Origin of the sequence: Legionella bozemanae (assembly GCF_900450575.1) — a bacterium.
GTDB classification, from domain to species: Bacteria; Pseudomonadota; Gammaproteobacteria; order Legionellales; family Legionellaceae; genus Legionella; species Legionella bozemanae.
On sequence record NZ_UGGY01000001.1, the window covers coordinates 1,944,512 to 1,965,791 of the forward strand.

Below are 21,280 nucleotides of genomic sequence, written 5' to 3' on the forward strand. Positions count from 1 at the left end.
CATCACCCATGACAATTTTTTCGCGTACTATACATCGAAAAGATTAAGAGAAAATTAAGCACTCAGGATGTAAAACATCTTGATTGATAATAAAGTGTTCATTTGCTATTCTTTTATAATAAATTCAAGCTGAAAAAAGATATAAGTAGTTTATTGACAGAGCAACCAAGTCTTTGTACTCTTTTTGCTTTATTTGAGATTATTTATTACTTGGTTGGGGTGAAAATGGGTGATGTCGCTGAGGTTCGGTATGTAAAAAGCAATAATGTTGAGCCCGAGTTTCTTCATCTTGTTGACTCAGTTTATAATAACGCCTACCAACAAGTAGATGAGACCCTTACACGATGTCCGCATTTTATTAATAGAGTCATTACTCCAATAAATCAATCTCTTTTATCCTCAATACTTTCTAAAAAAACAATTGATTACACGATGTTAAATATTCTTGTCAAATATAATGTTTCATTTACCTATCCTATTAATATTATGGGAGATACGCCTCTTGAACATGCGTGTAAAATGAGAGAATTATCTTTGTTCGATTATTTGGTAAGCCACGGTATATCAATTTCGGAATCAGCAGCTCACAAGTTGTTATATAAAGCTAAAGATATCAAAACGATTAACTGTAAAGAAATTTTACAGCTTTACTCTATGGTTATGAAAATGGGAGGAATGCCGATAGTTGCTGAAATGAAAGATAGTGAGGGGCATACTTTTAAAGCTAAGGCGCAGCAGGTCTATCTAACAAATAAATCGCAGGGCATTTTGCGATACGACTTGTGGCGTTTACTGTGTCTGGCTGAAGAATCTTGTGCTGCGCGAATTGAAATGAATGAGGGAAGTAAAACTTTAGAGAATGAACTTTCACGCATTGTCGAGCGTTTCCATGAAAAAGAAAAATCAGATATTTCTTTAGGAGACTCAATAGTGTCTCTATTTAACGCGGGGGGAAGACATGTAGAGTCTTCTGGTTACTCGGTTCTTGAGACTCAAAAAAATAAGCCCCCTATTTAAAAATAAATTATATCTTCCTGATCTCCAATTGGAAGAGAATGGAGATAATTTGAATGAAAAATTAATCGTATTGTATTTTGAGCATCATAGATTCTAAGGTTAAGCCAGGTCCAAAAGCACAGCTAAAAATATGTTTTGCCTTATCCAGATTATTTAACTTATCCCAAATATTTTTTAAAACAAATAAAATCGTTGCTGAGGACATATTCCCATAATTTCTTAATACATTGTAAGAATGTTGATTGTCCTGAGCGGTAATCTTTAATGCTTTTTCACACGCTTGCAGAATTTTAATACCCCCTGGGTGAATTGCGTAAAAATCTATATCATTAAAAGAATAATTAGATTGCTTTAACAGTTTTTCTGTAAATATTAAAATGCCAGATTCAATTGCTTCAGACACGTATGCGCTTAGTATGATGTCAAATCCATAGTCCGTAATAGTCCATGCCATCTCCTGGCTAGTTTGTGGAACCAGATCACAATAAAAGGACTCTATATTAAAACATTTGGGTAAATTCGTTTTCCCCTGAATCAATGCTGCTGCAGCTCCATCAGCAAAAATAGCATTCGAAATTATATTCTCTATATTGAAGGTATCTTGAAAATGTATTGTACAAAGCTCAACGCATACTAAAAGTACATTGGAGTTAGGCTCTGTTTGGCAGAATGCATCGGCTACTTTTAAGCCATTAAATGCTCCATAACAGCCCATAAAATTAATCGCCGTACGTTTTACAGATGGGGACAAATTAAGTTTTTGGACAATTTCAATATCAATTCCAGGAGCATACATGCCTGTACAACTGACCGTAATTAAATGAGTAATATTTTTCCTGTCAAACTCAATGCTATTTAAGCAATTTTCGATGGAAGTTATGGCTAAGTTAAGGGCATTATCTTTATATAAATTCATTCTTTGGGACGTAGATGGAAAACTTTCTTTTGGAGTATTAGGGAAAAATTCAAATTCTCCTGGTTGTTTACAATAGTCTGTTAATACACTATATCGGGTTTCAATTCCTGAAGATTTATAAATTTTTTTCAATACTTTTTTTTGTAGTGCATCAAGATGAAATCCTATGGAAATAAGATCCGCAATCTCATCTTGTGTTCGCATAAATGGAGGTGTTGCTATACCAATTGCAGTAATTTTTGATTGCATTTTTTCCCTTTTTTAAATATCTCCTTCAATATAAACAAATTTATTACCGCTTACGAGTTTATTTAGAGCTGTAAATCATTTATTGCAATGTTTAAGTATACAATGCAAAATAAAAATTTCTCATTATTAAAAATGAAATGGCCCAATTTAAAGTACGATCAAAAGAAAAGGAAATCATTGATCTAGGTCAGGATTTTTATACACCACAAGAATACTCTCACTCTTTAAAAAAATTATTTAAAATTAATAGATTGATGGGTATTTTTAAACGTACGGTCAATGTGCTTCAACAATTCCCCTCTGACTCAGTATTGACGGATGTAGGATGCGGTGGCGGCTTATTCTTACTAAATCTTAGTAAATATTACCCTAAAATGCGCATGCTGGGGTTAGATATTTCTACAGAAGCGATTAAACTTGCAGAAAAAGAAGTACTGGAATGGCAGCTAAAAAATGGAAATACCTTAGTCGAGTTTCAGTTGCAACTGCAGCCAGAGCTCGAAATCAAAGAAAATATAGATATCATTTTACTCAATTTGGTCTGCCATCATCTGGATGATGAAGAATTGGTTTCTCTCTTAATCAAAGCCCATGAAACAACGCATAAGGCAATGATAATCAATGATCTGCATCGCAATTTTATTGCTTATTGGCTTTATAAAATGATCAGTCCTTTATTTCGCAACCGACTTATAACCCATGATGGTTTACTATCAATTCAAAAGAGTTTTACCAGAAAAGAATTGGAATTTTTATTGCAACAAGCACGTATTAAAAATTATCAAATCAAATGGCGCTTCCCATTTTGGTGGAGTATTCTTATTTTAAAATAGTATGGATTAAACCCTATGACTCTGGATGCGCTTGTCATTGGAGGAGGGCCTTCTGGCGTAACTACTGCATTATTACTTGCTGACGCAGGTTGGTCAGTTGGGCTGGTCGAAAAGAAAAAATTTCCTCGTAGAAAGGTCTGTGGTGAATTTATATCTGTTACAAGTTTATCCCTTTTGCAAAAACTTGGGATGGAAGAGTTCTATTTGATAAATGGGGGACCGGAGATACAAAAAGTCGGCTTATACGCCGCAGATGTTATATTATCTGCAAATATGCCTCCATCTAAAACATCAAAAAATTTATGGGGAAGGGCACTAGCAAGAGAGTATCTTGATACAGAATTGATGAATAAAGCCAAATTAAAAGGAGTACAGGTTTGGCAACCTTGTGAAACACTGTCATTACATCGATCTAAAGATGGATTATTTATCTGTTCTGTAAAAGAAAATAATAAAACAACAGAAATCATGACTTCTCTAGTTGTTGTTGCAAATGGCTCATGGGAAAAAAGAATTGGGCAATCTGAAGATAAAATACATCGGCCGTCCGATCTGTTGGCATTTAAAGCACATTTTAAAAATTCCAATTTACCTATAAATCTGATGCCTTTACTGGCTTTTCCTGGCGGCTACGGAGGAATGGTTCATAGTACGAAGCAAAAAGTCACACTTTCATCTTGTATTCGCCGTGATGTGTTGCATGATTTACGCTTGAAAAACCCAGGTATACAAGCAGGGGAAACAGTTTATGAATACTTATTAGAGCAATGCCGTGGGGTTAGGGAAGTACTTTGTTGTGCCGATCGTGAGGGGAACTGGTTGGCAGCAGGACCAATTAAACCTGGCATTCGTAACTGTTATCAGGATGGTATTTTTTTCGTTGGTAATAGTGCAGGTGAAGCTCATCCTATTGTAGCTGAAGGAATTAGTATGGCCATGCAATCAGCATGGTTACTTGCACACTGTTTAATTCAATTTAAATTGAACTACCTTAAGGAAAAGAATCATTTTGATGATGCAGGTGCATATTACACGAAGCAGTGGCGTAAATCTTTTAGCGGCCGTATCCATGCTGCATCATTTTTTGCACAATTAGCCATGATGAAACCTTGGACTAGACTTTTGTTGTTACCTATAATCAAACAATTTCCTAATATTTTAACCTTAGGTGCGCGGTTCAGTGGTAAAATACAGCACGTCGTGCCAACAAATGAAAATTAAAGTGGGGCGCACAATTTTTTAATTTTAGATTGGGAATTAAATATTAGAATGAGTTGTATCGATATAAATATTGAAACATTAATATTGGTTACCATTTGGGAGCAGCCTTGTGTTTTTCAAGGTTGTTTCAAAATTTCCGCGCTTCACTCTCAGCGTGAACAGTATTTTCTTTTTCGCAACGAAGTAAGTAATTCGCAACAAACGGACTTTATTAAGCATGAATTTTGTCCTGATAATTATCGATTTACTCATTTTTACAATCAAGAACAGAAGATCGAGCTGGATGAGGAAAACGAGTCCCAGGTATTTGCTTTATACATATTAAACTATGCACTTTATGTCACTGTAAAAGAAATGCTGAGCAAAAATCACCAAAGGCAGCACTTTCTTTCGGTAGATGATGCATTTTTGGACTCTCTCATTGGCAAGATAAAACCCATTTTAAATAAAGAGCCGCAGTGGAATGACTCAATGAAGGAAATAGGTTTTGCTGTGGCTATGGACTTTTGTCCAAAAGAAGAAATGGGCAAAACTGCAGTACATACACTTTTATCTGGATTTATGAGTCATGGATTGTGTGATAGGGAAGGGCACTGATCATACTTCGAGAATCGCGCCCCATAGTTTTAAAACTATAGAGCGATCAATAACGAAAACTACAATCTGTTATACTTTTTTACATTTTAAATCCTTCATGTATCACTTCTTCAGCATCGCTTATTTCGGATGATAAGCCATTTGGAGTAATCCCCCAGGGTTTTGCCTTTGACTGTCTGATAGGCAGTCCACCTTCATTTAAAACTTCACTAACAAGAGTGGTGCAATTATAAACCTCAGTATTCGATTTTTTCCCTTGAGATGCTCTGCGGTGCATTTCGATATCTACAGGATCATGAGAAATAAAAGCGGAACTGTCTTTAAAAAATCCTAAGACATTCACGTTAGGAAATAATTGATAACCCACTTCTCCATTTTCTACTTTTTTCTGAGTTTTCTGAATGTGTTTACTCATTTCAGTAGTATTTAAATCTTTAAAATGATAAACCTCGTCAGGGGGTAAAGGTTTTTCTTGCTCGCTTATTATCTTTGACGGATTATCCATATCTATAAAACTTGTATTTTTAGAAGCACCCAAGGTTTCCATATCTTCTGATAAATTAGTGGCTAAATATGCTGGTAAAGGTAAAATGGAGGTTATACCTGTTGATGGGATCCCCTCAGGATGAATACTTGCATACTCGCCAGGATCTTCATCTTTCATCTTTGGCTGAGATCCACCTACTTGTATGGCAGCGTGTCCTACTTTGTCTGCAGTCATATTCCAAATAAATACCCAGGTATCTTTGGAATGTTCAGAAACCTTGGGTTCATGAGCAGAAGATTCAACACTATTAGGAATACTTTCTTTATCCTTCTTAAATGATGATTCGGAAGAACTATTCGTACGGTCTTGTTTTTGGGATTTTAGAAATGCAAACATAACAATCCTTATAAATTCAGAGAGATTACCTATACAACAGAGGGATTATAGTCAGGTATTAAAATTTTAATCAAGTGGATATATATTGTACACCATATATTTAAAATATGGTGTACACGTTTAACCTTATATCTTATGTTCTTTCATAAAATTGTCTTTATCTACTTTAGTAAAGCCATGTTTTTCTAGTTCTGGAGTAAAGAAAGTGGGTACTATAGGATTATTAAAATTAAAACCTGCCCTTTTTAAAACATGGGTTACCGAACTGGCACAGTTGTCTACACGCATTTTTGGAACTTCTGGATGGTCATTATCAAACACATGGATACCACACATATCTTCTGGAGGATATGCTCCAGTCTCTTTCTTATGTTTCTCTATGACTAATTGTGCTCCAGCAGCTCCTTGCGTAAGCTTTTTAACACCGTTCGCTATTGGGTTGGCTTTTCCAAAAACGGAGTACATTCGATGTCCTTTTTTCACATCTTCACTAAATTCAGTATGACCTTGTTTTGCTTTCTTAAATTGCTCTTTAGGCACAGATGAAATTAAAACATGATCAGCTTCTTTAACGTCTTGTACATGGTCTGGAGCAAGTTGCCCTAGTACAGGTAATGATCCAAAGGTTATTCCATTGAAGAGACTTCCAAAGGGTCCTGGATAAAAACTCGTAGTATGAATTTGTGTTTGCTCACCTTTTTTCTTAATAAGTAAAGCAGTCACATGCCCTGGACCATTTTCCTGATTGGTTTCTTTTACACAAACACCAATTTGATATTCTGTTTTAGTTTGTTGTTGCGTATCTTTCGAGTACATTTTTACAACCTCATGATTTTTGTCTACGAGGTATCCATACCGAGTTTTAAATTCACTTTGATTTGAGATTATACAGGGCGAATATTAACAAAATATTAACAATTTGATCATTTATTGATCAAATTGTTAGATTTGTTGCATCTTAATATCTTGTGATCATTTAGACAAGCAGAAATGAGACTTGAGAATATAATTACTAAAACAAAAACTAAACTTATGTTTTTTTATTTTAGATAAATATAAATAATGTGTAGCTATATTATTGTGGTTCCAACAATATAACAATGGTTATCGAAACTGCTCTTGAAAAAGTTATTAATGATTATGCTCTAGCAATAAATAATCTGGCCACTTGGACGATTAATTATACTGACGTTGCTTTAAAGCAATTAAAGAAACTAGATAAAACGATTGCCAAAAGAATTCTTACTTACATGGATACCAAAATAGCACCACTTCCAAATCCACGAACGACTGAAAAGGGCTGTCTTTTAACAAAGTAGGTTTATGGCGTTGTCGTATCGGTGATTATAGAGTTATTTGTCAGATTAATGATGAATCAGTCACAATCTTGGTTCTTGAAGTAGGGCATAAGAAAGAAATTTATGAATAAAATTTATCCGTTTGTTATGGGAATAATCTTGTATCTTTTAATTTTCATTGCATTAATATCTTTTGTTTTTACTAACCCCGACTCCTCATATATAGGAATGGTTATAACTTCAATATTTGGCATAATGGGCTCTTGTTGGTTATTTGGAATTGTTTAATTGCTCTTTTAACATTTCTACTTTTTGTTCTTTTTCTTTGATAATTCGTTCCAGAGAGTTAATTTTTTCTTCTAACATCTTATTCATGATGCTTTCGGAAACTTTCTCTGGATTACTGATCTTTTCTCTCTCCAAATATTTCTGTAAAAGATGAGGATATTGCATAAGAAAATCTTGTTTCTCTATATAATTAAAACCGTTATTCTCAACATGAACAAAACGATGAAAAACAAAAGTCTGATTATTTTGATAATCAGACCTTACCTAATTATAGTATGGGCGGATTCAACTCGCTAATGCAACTAGCTTTTTTGGGCAACCCAAACAGTTGCTCCTCCACATTCTGGATCTCTTATTTTATGTATTAATACTTTAAAATTATTATCTATAAGGATCTGTTTATATTCTTCAGTAGAAAGTGATGCGTGATAAAGTTCATGTCCTCCATTATCACTCCAAACCTCTCCGTATTCTGGTCCTGATGTAAAAATGAATAAACCATTTTGCTCTACATAAGAGCCTAGTAATTTCAATGTGCTGCGTTGATCTTCATGAGATAAGTGAAAGAAACTATGCCAAGCAATTACCGTATCAAATTTTTCGTTCAAATCTAAAGTACGCATATCAGCTATCAGCCATTGTTCTTTTGGAAATCGTTGTTTGCACAGTTCAATCATTTTTTTACTGGCATCTATTCCAGTCACTATATAACCTGCATTAATTAAAAACTTTGCTATAGGCTCTCCTGTGCCACAACCAACATCTAAGATTTTGCTTTTAAGTGGAAGATGGTTTTGAATAAAATTTAAATAAGATTTCTCCATTGTCAGATCTTTAGTGCGAGCATTGTCAAACCAATCAATAATTTCATCATAGACTTGGTAAACATTATCTTTATTTCTCTTTGTCATTTAAACTCCAGCTGCAAATCGTTCGTTAGGTGTGGCATACCCTAAAGTTTTTCGGGGCCTGTTATTAAGTTTATCCATTATCCTAGCAAGTTGGTTATTGCACACAGAGGTAAAACCTGAACCTTTCTTTAAATACTGTCTAATAAGCCCATTAGTGTTCTCATTCAGACCTCTTTCCCAGGATGAATAAGGATGAGCAAAGAAAAAATCAGTATTTAACTGAATAGCAATATCCTCATGTCCTGCAAACTCGCTTCCATTATCCGAGGTAATTGATAAAACTGAATTTGATAATGGTTTTAATGCTTCAATTATGGCTGTGGATACAATAATAGCTTTCTTAGATTCTACTTTTCTTAAAATCGTTAATTTCGAAACTCTTTCGACTATGGAAACTACAGCCTGCTTATGATTTTTACCTATGATTGTATCAATTTCCCAATCCCCAATACGATCTTTATTATTAATAACAGCTGGGCGCTCGTCAATAAATCTACGATTTTTAATTGGACCTGTCCTTTTAGGGCTTCCATATCTTTTACGATATTTCTTATGTTGATGGCGTAGATTTTTATATAAAGCACCGCCCTGTCTTTTATTTTTCAATATAAATTGATAAATCCATTCGTGGCTTAAATTGAAAATTGAGCAACGTTTAGCATAACCACATATCTGCTCTGGACTCCATTCGTCTTGTATTTTTTCGATAACAAAAGCTTTAATTGAATCAGTAAATTTAATACATTTAGGTTTTTCCTTTTTACGTTGCTCAGCAAAAGATTGCGCATAATCCGCTTTATACTCCCAATAACCTAACCGGGTTCGAACAAACGTAATATTACGATTTAACTCACGAGAAATAGTAGACTTATGTACACCCACTTCATCAGCTATCTTTTGTTGTGAGTATCCCACCTTCCACAATGCTTGTATCTTGCAACGCTTTAAATAATCTAAGTGTTTATACCCCATAATCTCAACTCCTGTACAAAATCAGGAATGGATTTTATACCATCTCAACTGATTGTTTTATATACAAAAGTTGCATTAGCGAGTTGAATCCGCCTCTTCCACAAACGGCAGACGATGCAAATATTACTGCCAAGTATACTCATGGAGTGCTGGAAATATCTATTCCCAAAAAAGAGATTGCTGCTGAGAAAAAAATTGAAATTACTGTGGAAGGTTGATCACCCCTTTCTTTCCTAATAAAGAATAAATTATTTACTCTATTATAAATACCGGGAACAAAAAATGAATATGATTGATAATGCCATTCACGCTTTATCCATAAAATCCTACAGCGAATATGAATTACGTCAAGAATTAGAAATGCGCTATGGCGCCTTACTTGATTTAGAAAATGCCATTAATCAAACTATGGACTATTTAAAGTCTCATCAAATCATTAATGATAGGCATCTTGCTCGCCACTTGGCGCAGCATTATGCCCATAAGGGCGATCGTTTTATTGAAAATATCTTAAAGCAACGAAAAATAAAATCCGAATATATTAATGAAGCGTTACGTTCAATACCTGAAGAGAGAACTAGAGCTTGGGAGGAATCACACAAAAAATTAATTAATAATTATAAAAATGAGATTTCAGAACAGGAAAAAATCAATATCATAAGTCGTTTCCTATCTGGACGTCAATTCAGTACCCACGTGATTAATGAAACGCTTAGTCGATTAAATAAAGTTGATTTTATTAAACTAAAACCTCTACCCAATTGGTATCAAAATAATATGGCCAGTTAATTCACCGTTGGTTCTCTATTTCATAGGGTAAGCAAAACATCCGTTGCATTTCATAAACTGTGCTCACCCTATTTCCGCACTGGCTAGCTCTCTGTAAATAACAGAGAGCCGATTCATAAAAATAAGCTTATTTTTTGAGCAGGGAGTTTTTATAAATTTCTCAACGAGCAATCTAACTAAGCTATAATTTATAATAGGATTTTTCTTAAAAGATGATCTTTCGAGATGAAATTGTGAAATGGATTTATTGAGCACTATCTTGATGGAGAATGAAGTATGAATCAACAATATACCGCACGAATTTATTCCAATGAGAAAATAATACAACATAAGTCTGGCGATGATATTGAGAAACTATATATTTGGATGTTAGCCGAAGTTAATGGTACACCCGGCGACATTAGAGGTGAAATAATTGACAATGCGACGACAAAGGTAGTTCGATATTTTAAGAAAGCACCCGTAGAATAATGAACAAATGCCTATAGAGGCTCGCTTGTTTTTCAAAATCTGAAACTCTTATTATTATTCTTTATGCGTTTGGGTATCGTGATATAGGGATAATTCCTAAATTTACAAGAGTAATTTTTACTAAATTTTTTTTAAAACCAGTATTGAAATCTGATTTAATTGTCCCTATAGAATATTCACGATGTATTTTATGAGGAGGATTAATAACAAATCACTTAAAAATAGAATAATTTCATCTCTTATCATTAAATTTAAAAATTTTTTATTTCACTTTTAAAAAATAAATTTAAATTAAGAGGATTTAAGCTATGTCATCAGTTCAAATAACATTTCGTTCTGTTTCATACTCATCGGCAATTGAATGCCACATTGATAAAAATTATAACAAACTCAAGAGAATCTATAGAAAGATAAATCATTGTCGAGTAGTCATAGATAGGGAGCAAAACCATCGACTTAAAGGGAAAATATTTAGTGTAAGCATTAATATGACTATCCTTGGCAAGAAAATCAGCAGTAGAAAGCAAAACCAAAATTTATATATTGCACTACGCAATGGTTTCACAGCAATTGAAAAATTATTAGAAAAACAGTTCAAAAGAAAAATTAAAGCAGTCAAAAAATATCCTCTCGCTTTTAGTGAATATAATATTCACTCAGAACTACAATCATATTGAAAATAAATAAATTTTTCATGTAATGCTGGACATGGGCAAAACCCATATAAATCTCGCGATGAGATGAGAAGATGAGTTTGATGGCACATGTTCAGTTGTATCGCATTCCTATACTGTCCTTTCAATAAGTGCGATAGTCAGTTAAGAATCACTTTATACTTGAATTGAACAACAATTTAATATTTATTTGATTAATTGATAAGTTTTTATTAAAAATATTATCTCTCAGGCATGCATTCGCCTGATTCAAATCATATATTTTCTCAAAATATAGCTGGTATAACCCATAAAATTATCTGGTAATGTCGCTATAACTTGATAACCCAGTTTTTCATAGAAACCTTTTGCTTGGAATTCTGCAGTATCAAGTTGAATCATTTTACAATTGTTTTTTTGTGCAAAAGCATCTAGTTTCACAAATAATTCTCGACCTAGTCCTTTACGGCGATATTTTTTGTGAATCCATACGGTAAATACTCTGCATAACGTACCAAATATATCTCCTTTAATACCACCAAGAATTTCAGAGGTATCGTTTTTTGCATAAATGATAAAAGGTTTTGCTTCATAATTGCCAATGATTGATTCATTAAATTTTTTTAAATTATCATAGATGATTTTAGAAACAGCTCCATTATCCTTAAAATCAGTAATGATAGTTATTGGATCATTCATTTATCTCTCCTATTTGGCGCTAATTCGATATCAGTTCAATCCTTTAATACAAATACTTAACCATATAAACCATATTCCAAATATATCCCTCTGGTTTGAGATTAAATAAAGGTTGAAATCCTTGCTTTTCATAAAAATGGTAGGTTTCAAGATAATTCTCATCTGACTCTTGGGGAGATAATGTTTCGACTGTCATAGTCGATGCTTTTTGTTTTTTGGCATACTGAGATGCTTTATCTATAAGCATTGATCCTATATTTTTGCCTTGCCATTGAGCAAATACTGCCATCCAATAAATCGAACTGGTATTTGGATATGGAAAGTCAAGACTAAGGAGCCCTACATACATTTCTTCAGCTGTTTTAGCAGCAAAATTAATTCGTGAACGGACTCCTTTGATGTAGTGGTCATTGCATTCTAGTAAACCAAAGTACTCAGGTAAATCTTTTGTTATTTGTTCGCATAAAGTTGCAGCGTGTTCGGGCAGTATTTGCTCAATGATTATTTTCATAGAGGATTCTTAGATTGTAGTGATTTAGATAGATAAATAATGATCCTATGAAAATAATTGATATCATTGCAAGTATTACAAGATTCATATTGAGCATGCTACTAATTCTTATGGAGCAAACCGGCTTGCACTAAAAGATAATGGATCAGTGATTAAGTCTTCTGCGGTCATCATTTCCGCGAGCAAACGACCCGTAACCGGCCCAAGGGTCAAACCGTGATGAGCATGCCCGAATGCAAACCAAAGCCCGGCATGTCGAGGAGCTTGGCTAATAATTGGGAGCATATCCGGTGTACAGGGTCTACATCCCATCCAGGGAAATTCATCAAGTCGGGTGGTAATTGGAAACAGCGTGCGTGCAATAGGCTCTACTAAATCAAGTTGTACTGGAGTTTTCTGTGAATCACGTGGTGCAAATTCTGCCCCGGTAGTAAGACGAATTCCGCGAGTCATTGGTGCTAACAGAAAACCATTCTCAACATCGAGTACTGGGTGATTGAGTTGTGCATTTGCTCTTACACCGTAATGCATATGATACCCACGTTTTACTGCTAGCGGGAAGTGATATCCTAGTTGAGAACATAGAATGTCTGACCATGGTCCTAACGCAATCACTGCAGAATCTGCCTTGAGTTGGCCCTGTTCTGTTTTGACGGTCCATTGGTTGGATAAAGTAAATGCGTCTCCGAAAAAAAAGCGACCACCAAGATGTTCAAAATAATTGGCATAGGCAGCAACGAGTGCCCCCGGATCGCTCACAGTTTCAGAGTCTACATATCGAAGAGCTCCTAATAATGATTTATCCAGATCTGGCTCAATTTGACTCAATGAATTCTGGTCAAAAGACTCAAACTGGATGCCATACTCCATTTTACATTTTTCAGCAAATCGTGTTTCAGTATCTTGCTTTTTTACAGTTCGAAATACTTTAAGCCATCCACCTGAGCGAAATAAATTTCTTACTCCTGCGGCTTCGGCTAGAAAATGATGTTCCGTTATGCTGTGTTGAATCAAGTTTGCATAAGAGCGAGCAATCTCTGCATGACGTAATGAATGAGAATTCACCCAGTATTTCCATAAAAAAGGCGCAAGCCTCAGGATTGCCTTCGGGTGATATCTGACATCAGGAGAGCTATTTAAAGCGTATTTAATTAAAGAGAACATATCTCTTGGAAAGGCATAGGGATACACCCCTTCACGCTGAATTAATCCGGCATTACCATATGAGGTCTCACTTCCAGGGGACTTCGCATCGACTAATGCTACTGACCGTCCTCGTTTTTGCAAATGAATTGCAACGGATACTCCAATAATTCCGCCTCCAAGGACAATAGCATCAAATTTCATAAGCATATACTCCGTTTACTCAAAGAATTAGGATCAGCCGCTTATTATTGTGTTTATTAGACGAGCTTACAACCTATTAAATGTAATACAGTGGCATATTTAGTTCTTCGCATGCATTTTTATGAAAGCACTATTCCTAGGTAGGTTAAGTATAAAATTCCATTAAAAAATAACATCTTAATCTTAATTCCATCCACTGAAATATTGAACCTTAGCCATGCTGTAGCAATGTAGGTTACGAGAATACCGGTTAAAACTACTCTAGATGGTGCCCAAGGTGTTAAAAGTATTCCTAATGCAGGAAGTAAAGTGCCCTGAAATACCATTGCACCAGTTATATTGCCAAAACCAAGGGTATCTTGACCTTTTCTTACCCATATCACGCTATTTACTTTTTCTGGTAATTCTGTTGCGATGGGGATGATCAGTAATGATAAAAGCAACACCGGTATGCCAATAGAATTTGCTGCTCCCTGTACTCCATGAATAAATCCCTTTGCGCTAAATACCAATAGGATTAGCCCCAAAATTAATTGGATTAAAATTGTTTTGAGATTGTTTTTTAAACCCAGTTTAGCAATTAATAAAGGTTCACTTGTTATTACTGCATGGCCATTTTCTACTAAAGCTTTAGACGCACTGAACGTAAACATTAAATAAAGAAAATAAAGAAAAACAAGTATAATGCAAAATAAAATACGTAACGAATAATTTGGCTCTAAAGGAAGAAACATTGCTAAAGCAGCAAGAGTGAATGCCATTAAGAAAAAATTCATGTCCCGTTTAAAACCACTAATTTCTGGTGTTATCCATCCATTAAGCCCCCGCTTTTTAATTACTGAAGAAGCCATAATAAAGGTTGATAAAGTGGATAACATTAATGGAGCACCTAAAATTGCCCCTACGCTAATTTCTTCATTAACTTGTCGATCAGCGGTTCCGGCAATTATTGCCAAGATGGGTACCGTAGTTTCTGGAAGCGCAGTAGATATAGCTGCGAATATTGAACCCGTGACACCAGTTGAAATATCCAACCTTTCACCAAAATGCTCTAACGCATTAGAAAATAATTGCGCTGAGATTAAGATTAGGACCAACATACCTAAGAGTTCAAACCACATATACATATTTGTCCCTCATAACTACAGCCTCGAAATGATTATCCATAATAGGGCCAAAAGATTTTTTCCAAATATAAAGTAAATTGCTAAAAAATTAGTGCTCTCTATAATTTAAAACGACTAAAATGCAGGGTCCTCCAGCTATGACATTGATTTTATGGTGTTTGCAGTTCTGAATGGCTGAGTTACTCTCTGCGCCAGGTTGCATCCAAATATTTTTAATTCCTTTTTTAATCGCTTCTTCAACGATTTTTTCAGTAATAACAGGCGGGGTTATAATAGAAATACTTTCAACCTCATTTGGCAATTGACTTACTGAATGTACTACCGGAATCCCTTCAATTGAATTTTCTTTAGGGTTTACAGGATAAGCTTTTTTACCATTCTCTAGATAACATCGTAAAACTTTGTTTCCATATTTTTCTCGATTCGAAGAGGCACCAATCACAGCGAAGGCTTTTGACTGGAAAAACAGTTCAATTTGATTATTTATCATGCTATTTTTGTTTATGCAATTTGCTATCTATTTAGTTTAGCAATGAATGTTGATTCATGATATTTTTTTGGCTTATTTTTTAATATGAGTAACTCGATAATCATAATATTTTACCAATCTCAATATCTCGTGGATCACTTCCATGATGATCAGGATCATCAAAGGGTATATTGACGTACTGATGATGAATATAAAAATTTAAAGCGTCTGGCGAGGATTGGATATGTAGCTGATAAACTCCAGTCTCCTTTAGCCACTTTTCAATGATATTCAAAAAATAGCCACCTAAACCTTTATTGCGACATTCCTCATCAATAACAATAATTCTAAGTGCTGCTCTTTGATTTGGCCATAATTGAATGTGGGCATAGCCAACTCGCTTCGTTCCTTGATAAAGAATAAAATGGATGTGGTCTTTATGATCGAACGTCCATGTATAGGGATCTGAAATGGGTACTTTATCAAAAAAATATTTTTGACGAAAAGTACGAGCCGATTGCCATTCACGGCGTGTTAATGCTTTGACAATGCGAAGTTGGGTAAAGCCAGTTTGAGCATCAATATTGGAAATAAACTCTTCTTTCCCTAGACAATAGGCGTTAATATCATTAGGAAACTGTTTTGCCAAAGCCATTTTCAGGGTGGCATAAGCATCACGATCATTGGGATGTGTTCTCATCCAATCACGGAAATATAAATGCCGTTCAATTTCTGAGTTTCCCTTTTCAAAAACATGTACATTATGAGTTCTTTTAGTTGCACCTTTTTGAAAATAACGACGAAAAGGAATACCATACTCGCCCATTGTTACATATCCAATTTTTTCCATAGATTCTGATGCTTTATCCACCAGTAAAATATTTTCAACAACAGGAAGAATATCGATAATAGGTTTCGCGCTTAATTCTGGCACCGAAGTAGATCCAATATGATAAATTTCAATGCAATTAGATCCCAGTGCCTGCTTTATTTGGTGAGCCTCAGCTGCAAACAGTTCAGGCCATGAGGGATTATAACGAATAACTTCAACTGTTCTTTTCATGATTTTGCTTTCTACTAATAATCAAAATGGAAAACCACACATTAGAAATTTACTATGCTCAAATAAGTAAAAATGGTTCTTTTCATCACATGATATTTTACCACAGTATTATTTACGTTTAAGGGCCTCCTTTTTTATTTATCTAAATCCATATTCTCGATAGTTATCATCAAAATCAAGTTCTCTAGTGTGGCTGCCACATAGCTTTTTTTTCAGATCAAAAAACTTATACGAGCCGTTTGCATTAGTTATAGGATTTATTGGTTCTAGAAGTTTTTGAATGGAACTTTTTATATCATCAAGAAAAAGCTCGTTTCGATAGGTGTTATTTAACAAATTGCCATCTTCGACTAATAATTGTATTGTTGCTTCGACCTGTTGCTTGGTTTTGTTTCTACAGTCAACGTAATACTCTTTGTAGTATTTAATATCACGAAAAATTGGTACCTGTTGCCCACGATGCTCAAAATTGCGTTCAGAAATGATTTCGCTCTTAACAGTGTCAGTATCAAGTGCCGGAAGACTTTCAGTAGAACTTATATCAAGGACTTTAATGCTACTGATTGAATACAGGGGGTAATTCGTTTGACAGTGATCTTGAAAATAGATACGAATATACATGTTAATTTCTCCTTAGATTTCTGACATTTCAGGAGATTTTGAATGCCATTACAGTTAAAGTGGGCTGCATGGTAACATGACATTAAAATAATTTTAAGGCAAGGGTAACATGTCACAATAAAACTAGCAGGATCTAAAAGCTCCATTTTTATTAAATAGAGCTATTATCTATTACTAAATTTTTCTGCAGATACCATATCTTCTAAAAAGATAGCTAATTTAGAATATTCTGGCTGTTTTGCAAGTAGTCTCATTTCTTCAAGATCAAATGATTTGCTCTTTATGCCCGTTTCAATGATGCTCGTGCATCCAGTTTTTATCAAATGCAATAAGATCGCCGCAGGCGTATCTACATCACTACGTTTATAAGTAGCAGGTAATTTAGAATTAGTACGATGCATTAAATTTTCTACTTCTTCATCTTTAGCAAATTTATCGAGCTCATTTGTAGCATAAAAAATACATTCTGCGGGTATACTCCCTACGGCCATAACTTCCATTTCACATATTTTTGAAGTAGTTGTTGACTCAGAAATCATGTCAGCTGTTTCTCGGATAAATGCAGGTATGCTAATTTTTTTATTAGGATTTACAGAAGAGTAAAGATAGTTACTTATATTATTCGCACCGTTTTGGGCAAACTCAAGTGCTTTTGCAATACTTATTGTTCCACCAAATCCGCCAAATTTTGTATTAAATGCTATATAAGATTTTAAATTATCTTTAGGAAAATCTTCTCTACCACTAAAACCGTCTTTAGTCACATCTTTAGGAGATTCGCCATGGATTCGATGCCATGCTACGCTTGTGGCTGGTACATCAATTTCTGTTAATAATTGGTAGTCGCTATAAGGAACACTGCTAGGAGTACTATAAGTCGATTTTTGTCCTAATCCAAAAAATGAAATTTTTCTAAACATAATTTTAAACTCACTACCTTTTTTAACCTCCTGGAAGAAATTCCGAATAAGAACATATTTTACATGAGCTTTATTAAGAATTAATTAAATAACAAACATTTTGTATTATTTATAACCGAAATGATGTTTATTTTATTGAAAAAATGAATACTCTAAATTTAGTTGCGTCTATTAATGAAAGAAAAGGAATGATTTTTATAGGATAATGATAAAAGCTGCTATGTAATATATTAGTACTACCCTGTTTCGTAGTTCTTCACCTCCGTTCTAAGATATTCTTAACCCAATTTTTTAATTTAATATAGTGTGAGCCTTCCCAATAAATTTTTTTACAGGACTGGCATTGCATGAAAGTTTGATAGTATTTTTTTGCTAGCTCAGGAATATCTTGAATAATTTTTAATTTATCTGCTTTTTTTAGTAACCCATTACACATGAGGCATCGAGTCAATGGTCTGCACTGTTTTGTTAACTGAAAGTGCATTAAAACCTCTTCCACTTGCTTTTTCGGATTGGTATTGTGCATCCAGCGACCATGGGTAATGCTTTTATTTTTTAAAATGCCGATATCACGTGTTAACACAATTCGGTGTTCTTTTTTACTTCTCTGGATGATGGTTTCATCGGTTAGATTGTTTTCATAAATCACATCAAATCCAAGTAAACGCAAATAACGGGCAAGTTTTCCAAGATGAACATCGAGAATAAAGCGAGGCGTTCTTAAAGGTTTCGGACGAAGTCGAATCAACTCACCCACATCAAAGGCTTCGAAAACAGGATATACGGAAATATAATCCTGATCGTGGACGAGATAATTAAAGTCAACTGATTTCCCATTAACTAAAATCACTTCAACTTCAGTATGTGGAACTCCAAGTGATTCGATTAGGTCTTTAATTGAAGTTTTTTGAGGGACGCTATGAGTAAAGCTCACTTTACGCCTCTCTGGAGGAATGAAATCATTTAACTCTTCATAAAAACGCAACTGTAAGGAGATCATGCTTTGATTCGATTGCTCGCTTCGTTTTAATTTATGGCATAAAAATTTGAAAAAGAAAAATGAACGTAAAATAAAGTTAATTTAGTTTATGGCTCAAGAAACTTAAAAAGATCTTTTTTATACATTTTTATCCTCAAATAAGTCATCAAAATATATATCTATAAACAACTAAAAATTTAACCATGGCGAGATCCAAATAGTGCTAGGCCCTGAGTACGAAACCAGTATTTATCTTCGCCAATAACATACTTTTTTAATTCAGGTATCGCTTGAATATCTGTGTAACCTGTTGTTACAAAATAACTTTTTCCCGTGAAATAATACTCCTTAGTAGCTCTTGATGGAGTAACGAGTATACGGCCATCAGGAACAATTTTGATTAGTTGCTCAATAAAGTGTGTTATATCCTTTTCTTTTTCTATTCCGTTCTCAACTCCTAAAAGATAAGGAACAAAAGCAGTGTCGAAAGCTTGCTTTTGATCGCTTACAAGTATCTTATCTACCGTACCCACATGAAATTGGATGTTTTTATCCAATTCAAAATTACTTTGTGCTTTGGATTGAATTGCACGTTGAACCAGCGACACCATGTAATGAATATAAGCGCGTCTTAATGAGTTAGGATGAATTATCCAGAATAAAAAATGAGCCCATTTTCCGCTCGATAAAGTCACTAACGGTGGATACCAACAGGTGAGCGCAGCAAATAACTCACCAATTGATGGCAAAGGATTTCCTTTGACATCGTATTCACGATAAAGGTAATACTTTTTAAATGCTTTCATCCATGCAATTGTAATGGGATCTTTATCATAGGCTGTAATTGACTTTGCACCTGCTAGCGCAAATAAAAAACTACTGTTCCCGTATCCAGGAATAACCAGGACATTTTTTCCTTCAATATCAGCTCGAATATCATATCGACTCTTTTGGTGTTCAGCCAAAGCAGATGATAAATAGCGCTCAGCTCCCATGGGGTATATTTGAACTTCTTTATTGTCTGAGAGTCTTGTGACGCGTCGGTCTAAAAGCCATTTTTTCTCTTGTTTGCTTAAAATGGTTTCGTAAGCTGACATAAAATTCCTAGGTTAATTCTCGTGGTTGTTTTAATCGCAATAACTTTATTGCTGTTTCTGGCAAGGCTGGCATCCTTAAAGTAAGGGTATTTCGTTTTGTGGTCCATTTTCTTCCTAGTTTCTGTGTAGGCCGCTCAATAAATACATGCAGAAACCAAGACAATAATAGAGCGCCACTAAAAACTAAAGCAAGTGCAGTCCAAATTTTAAAATTCATATCGAGCATCACTCGAAGAGCAACATAACCTGCAATACTATGCACGATATACAAAGGATAACTAATATCAGCTAAAAAATTAACTATGGGATTTGCCCTAAAAAAATGAGGGAATGTGTAGGCAAACATAAAAGTCAGCAAAGCAAAAGCATAACTCCAAGCCAATATTAAATTTTCTGAATATGGCCCAGTCCACCATGCGATACAAAACATGCCAAATAAAATACCTATTAAAAAATATCCTCTATCGGATGCAATTTTATGGCAGTATAAATAGTGGAATACTACGCCAATAAACATATAAATAATATAAGGTGATGACATCATATAAATTTCTGCCCAGATAAAAGCAGATAAATTTTTTATTGCCCACTCAGGGAGCATGTGCGCCATATAACAGGTCACTAGAAATAAAACCGCAGGAATTAAAAAAACCTTAAGCGAATCATCACGAAACCAAACAATTGATAACGCTACAATAAGATAAAATTTCATTTCTACTTCAAGAGTCCAGATAATTACATCTATATTTCTTGACTCAAGAATATCTCGAACTCCTGGAATATAGTGAATGAAGACTTCCTGAAAGGAATAAGGCCAAACTGATAAAAAATATTTTCCGCATACAAAAAGAGCTATTAAAGTGATACTAAATCCTATGATGTAGGTCGGAATAATGCGAAAAAGACGATTGACACAAAATCCTATGATATTTGTTCTTGAGAGTGAAAAAGGAATAACAAAACCACTGAGAATAAAAAACAAACCTACTCCATAAGCCCCCCAATCAAATAGCGGAAACAAGTTCAACCATACCACATAAATCGGTGTTGCATGTGATTCAGGAGATAGTAGTGGTGCATGAATCAGATGAGCAACAGAGTCCCTCTTATACCAAAAAGTACTTAAATAATGAGAAAGTACAACAAATAATGCTGCAAGACCTCGTAAAGTATTTGCAAATTCGATCTTGATATTAGCGTGTACGAGTTCACTCATAAGCGAAGACCTGAACACCCTTTTCTTAGACTATTAGCATAAACCATATTTTTATATTCACTCTTAGAATCTTTATTTAAATCAATAAAATGATTGTATCTCACCCTGCTTTACTTGACTATTATCCATTCGC

The 21,280-nt window shown here is 34.5% G+C and carries 26 protein-coding genes; 10 read left to right on the top strand and 16 right to left on the bottom strand.

The genetic code is table 11. The features are described 5' to 3' along the window. The first annotated feature begins 225 nt into the window (after positions 1-225). Complete coding sequence (gene ankJ, locus DY223_RS08410) at positions 226-1,017, top strand: Dot/Icm T4SS effector AnkJ/LegA11 (protein ID WP_160116282.1); 792 nt, start codon at positions 226-228, stop codon at positions 1,015-1,017. A gap of 61 nt (positions 1,018-1,078) precedes the next feature. Here ankJ and DY223_RS08415 read toward each other — a convergent pair whose 3' ends face one another. Beyond that, entirely contained in the window at positions 1,079-2,182 is a 1,104-nt protein-coding gene (locus tag DY223_RS08415; RefSeq protein ID WP_058459913.1) for a type III polyketide synthase, read from the bottom strand. A 137-nt stretch (positions 2,183-2,319) separates the two neighbouring features. Between DY223_RS08415 and DY223_RS08420 the strand changes: the two genes are divergently transcribed. Genes DY223_RS08420 through DY223_RS08430 form a run of 3 tightly spaced genes read left to right on the top strand, consistent with a single transcriptional unit; the run spans position 2,320 to position 4,833 of the window. Further along, positions 2,320-3,015 (top strand): methyltransferase domain-containing protein, encoded by a 696-nt coding sequence (locus DY223_RS08420; RefSeq protein WP_058459912.1) that lies wholly within the window; start codon positions 2,320-2,322, stop codon positions 3,013-3,015. A gap of 15 nt (positions 3,016-3,030) precedes the next feature. Then, positions 3,031-4,236, top strand: a complete 1,206-nt coding sequence (locus DY223_RS08425; protein ID WP_058459911.1) for an NAD(P)/FAD-dependent oxidoreductase — start codon at positions 3,031-3,033, stop codon at positions 4,234-4,236. A gap of 48 nt (positions 4,237-4,284) precedes the next feature. After that, complete coding sequence (locus DY223_RS08430; RefSeq protein ID WP_058459910.1) at positions 4,285-4,833, top strand: hypothetical protein; 549 nt, start codon at positions 4,285-4,287, stop codon at positions 4,831-4,833. 79 nt (positions 4,834-4,912) lie between these two features. On the opposite strand, the gene DY223_RS08435 is transcribed toward DY223_RS08430, so the two are convergent. Together DY223_RS08435 and DY223_RS08440 are read right to left on the bottom strand one after the other, a co-directional pair. After that, positions 4,913-5,716 carry a hypothetical protein gene (locus tag DY223_RS08435; RefSeq protein WP_058459909.1) on the bottom strand — a complete coding sequence of 268 codons (804 nt, stop codon included), beginning with the start codon at positions 5,714-5,716 and terminating at the stop codon, positions 4,913-4,915. Between the two features lie 126 nt (positions 5,717-5,842). Then, positions 5,843-6,532, bottom strand: coding sequence for a hypothetical protein (locus DY223_RS08440; protein ID WP_058459908.1), 690 nt, complete (start codon positions 6,530-6,532; stop codon positions 5,843-5,845). A 284-nt stretch (positions 6,533-6,816) separates the two neighbouring features. Between DY223_RS08440 and DY223_RS08445 the strand changes: the two genes are divergently transcribed. Together DY223_RS08445 and DY223_RS19810 are read left to right on the top strand one after the other, a co-directional pair. Then, the gene (locus DY223_RS08445) at positions 6,817-7,035 is read left to right on the top strand and encodes a type II toxin-antitoxin system RelE family toxin (RefSeq protein WP_235810535.1); all 219 of its coding nucleotides are present in this window, start codon (positions 6,817-6,819) and stop codon (positions 7,033-7,035) included. 44 nt (positions 7,036-7,079) lie between these two features. After that, on the top strand, positions 7,080-7,145 hold the full coding sequence (locus tag DY223_RS19810) for a type II toxin-antitoxin system RelE family toxin (RefSeq protein WP_235810540.1): 66 nt from the start codon (positions 7,080-7,082) through the stop codon (positions 7,143-7,145). 459 nt (positions 7,146-7,604) lie between these two features. On the opposite strand, the gene DY223_RS08455 is transcribed toward DY223_RS19810, so the two are convergent. Both DY223_RS08455 and DY223_RS08460 read right to left on the bottom strand, forming a co-directional pair. Further along, entirely contained in the window at positions 7,605-8,213 is a 609-nt protein-coding gene (locus tag DY223_RS08455; protein WP_058459904.1) for a class I SAM-dependent DNA methyltransferase, read from the bottom strand. Next, on the bottom strand, positions 8,214-9,185 hold the full coding sequence (locus DY223_RS08460; RefSeq protein ID WP_058459903.1) for an IS30 family transposase: 972 nt from the start codon (positions 9,183-9,185) through the stop codon (positions 8,214-8,216). Positions 9,186-9,268: 83 nt separating this feature from the next. Here DY223_RS08460 and DY223_RS08465 point away from each other — a divergent pair, with 83 nt between their 5' ends. The 4 genes from DY223_RS08465 to DY223_RS08480 all read left to right on the top strand — a co-directional run bounded on the left by DY223_RS08465 (position 9,269) and on the right by DY223_RS08480 (position 11,122). Continuing rightward, complete coding sequence (locus DY223_RS08465; protein ID WP_259293197.1) at positions 9,269-9,403, top strand: Hsp20/alpha crystallin family protein; 135 nt, start codon at positions 9,269-9,271, stop codon at positions 9,401-9,403. Between the two features lie 64 nt (positions 9,404-9,467). After that, positions 9,468-9,974: a regulatory protein RecX gene (locus tag DY223_RS08470; RefSeq protein ID WP_058459896.1), complete on the top strand. Its 507-nt coding sequence runs from the start codon at positions 9,468-9,470 to the stop codon at positions 9,972-9,974. A 276-nt stretch (positions 9,975-10,250) separates the two neighbouring features. Continuing rightward, a complete protein-coding gene (locus tag DY223_RS08475) occupies positions 10,251-10,445 on the top strand; it encodes a hypothetical protein (RefSeq protein WP_058459895.1) in 195 nt (64 codons plus the stop codon). Between the two features lie 308 nt (positions 10,446-10,753). After that, positions 10,754-11,122, top strand: a complete 369-nt coding sequence (locus DY223_RS08480) for an HPF/RaiA family ribosome-associated protein (RefSeq protein WP_058459894.1) — start codon at positions 10,754-10,756, stop codon at positions 11,120-11,122. A 246-nt stretch (positions 11,123-11,368) separates the two neighbouring features. Here the strand turns inward: DY223_RS08480 and DY223_RS08485 are convergent, their stop codons facing one another. The 11 genes from DY223_RS08485 to DY223_RS08535 form a co-directional block, all read right to left on the bottom strand. Beyond that, positions 11,369-11,797, bottom strand: a complete 429-nt coding sequence (locus DY223_RS08485) for a GNAT family N-acetyltransferase (protein ID WP_058459893.1) — start codon at positions 11,795-11,797, stop codon at positions 11,369-11,371. Positions 11,798-11,840: 43 nt separating this feature from the next. After that, positions 11,841-12,308 carry a GNAT family N-acetyltransferase gene (locus tag DY223_RS08490; RefSeq protein ID WP_058459892.1) on the bottom strand — a complete coding sequence of 156 codons (468 nt, stop codon included), beginning with the start codon at positions 12,306-12,308 and terminating at the stop codon, positions 11,841-11,843. A gap of 108 nt (positions 12,309-12,416) precedes the next feature. Beyond that, a complete protein-coding gene (locus tag DY223_RS08495) occupies positions 12,417-13,655 on the bottom strand; it encodes an NAD(P)/FAD-dependent oxidoreductase (RefSeq protein WP_058459891.1) in 1,239 nt (412 codons plus the stop codon). A 119-nt stretch (positions 13,656-13,774) separates the two neighbouring features. Then, on the bottom strand, positions 13,775-14,776 hold the full coding sequence (locus tag DY223_RS08500) for a sodium:calcium antiporter (protein WP_082642468.1): 1,002 nt from the start codon (positions 14,774-14,776) through the stop codon (positions 13,775-13,777). Between the two features lie 94 nt (positions 14,777-14,870). Then, complete coding sequence (locus DY223_RS08505) at positions 14,871-15,272, bottom strand: CoA-binding protein (protein ID WP_058459889.1); 402 nt, start codon at positions 15,270-15,272, stop codon at positions 14,871-14,873. A 100-nt stretch (positions 15,273-15,372) separates the two neighbouring features. Further along, a complete protein-coding gene (locus DY223_RS08510; RefSeq protein WP_058459888.1) occupies positions 15,373-16,314 on the bottom strand; it encodes a bifunctional GrpB family protein/GNAT family N-acetyltransferase in 942 nt (313 codons plus the stop codon). A 138-nt stretch (positions 16,315-16,452) separates the two neighbouring features. Beyond that, positions 16,453-16,935, bottom strand: coding sequence for a hypothetical protein (locus tag DY223_RS08515; protein ID WP_058459887.1), 483 nt, complete (start codon positions 16,933-16,935; stop codon positions 16,453-16,455). A 164-nt stretch (positions 16,936-17,099) separates the two neighbouring features. Continuing rightward, positions 17,100-17,855 carry a hypothetical protein gene (locus DY223_RS08520; RefSeq protein WP_058459886.1) on the bottom strand — a complete coding sequence of 252 codons (756 nt, stop codon included), beginning with the start codon at positions 17,853-17,855 and terminating at the stop codon, positions 17,100-17,102. Positions 17,856-18,111: 256 nt separating this feature from the next. Next, positions 18,112-18,855, bottom strand: a complete 744-nt coding sequence (locus tag DY223_RS08525) for a Mut7-C RNAse domain-containing protein (RefSeq protein ID WP_082642456.1) — start codon at positions 18,853-18,855, stop codon at positions 18,112-18,114. Between the two features lie 176 nt (positions 18,856-19,031). Beyond that, on the bottom strand, positions 19,032-19,931 hold the full coding sequence (locus tag DY223_RS08530) for a hypothetical protein (RefSeq protein WP_058459884.1): 900 nt from the start codon (positions 19,929-19,931) through the stop codon (positions 19,032-19,034). A 7-nt stretch (positions 19,932-19,938) separates the two neighbouring features. Then, positions 19,939-21,147 carry an acyltransferase family protein gene (locus DY223_RS08535; RefSeq protein WP_064115080.1) on the bottom strand — a complete coding sequence of 403 codons (1,209 nt, stop codon included), beginning with the start codon at positions 21,145-21,147 and terminating at the stop codon, positions 19,939-19,941. Positions 21,148-21,280: the final 133 nt, after the last annotated feature.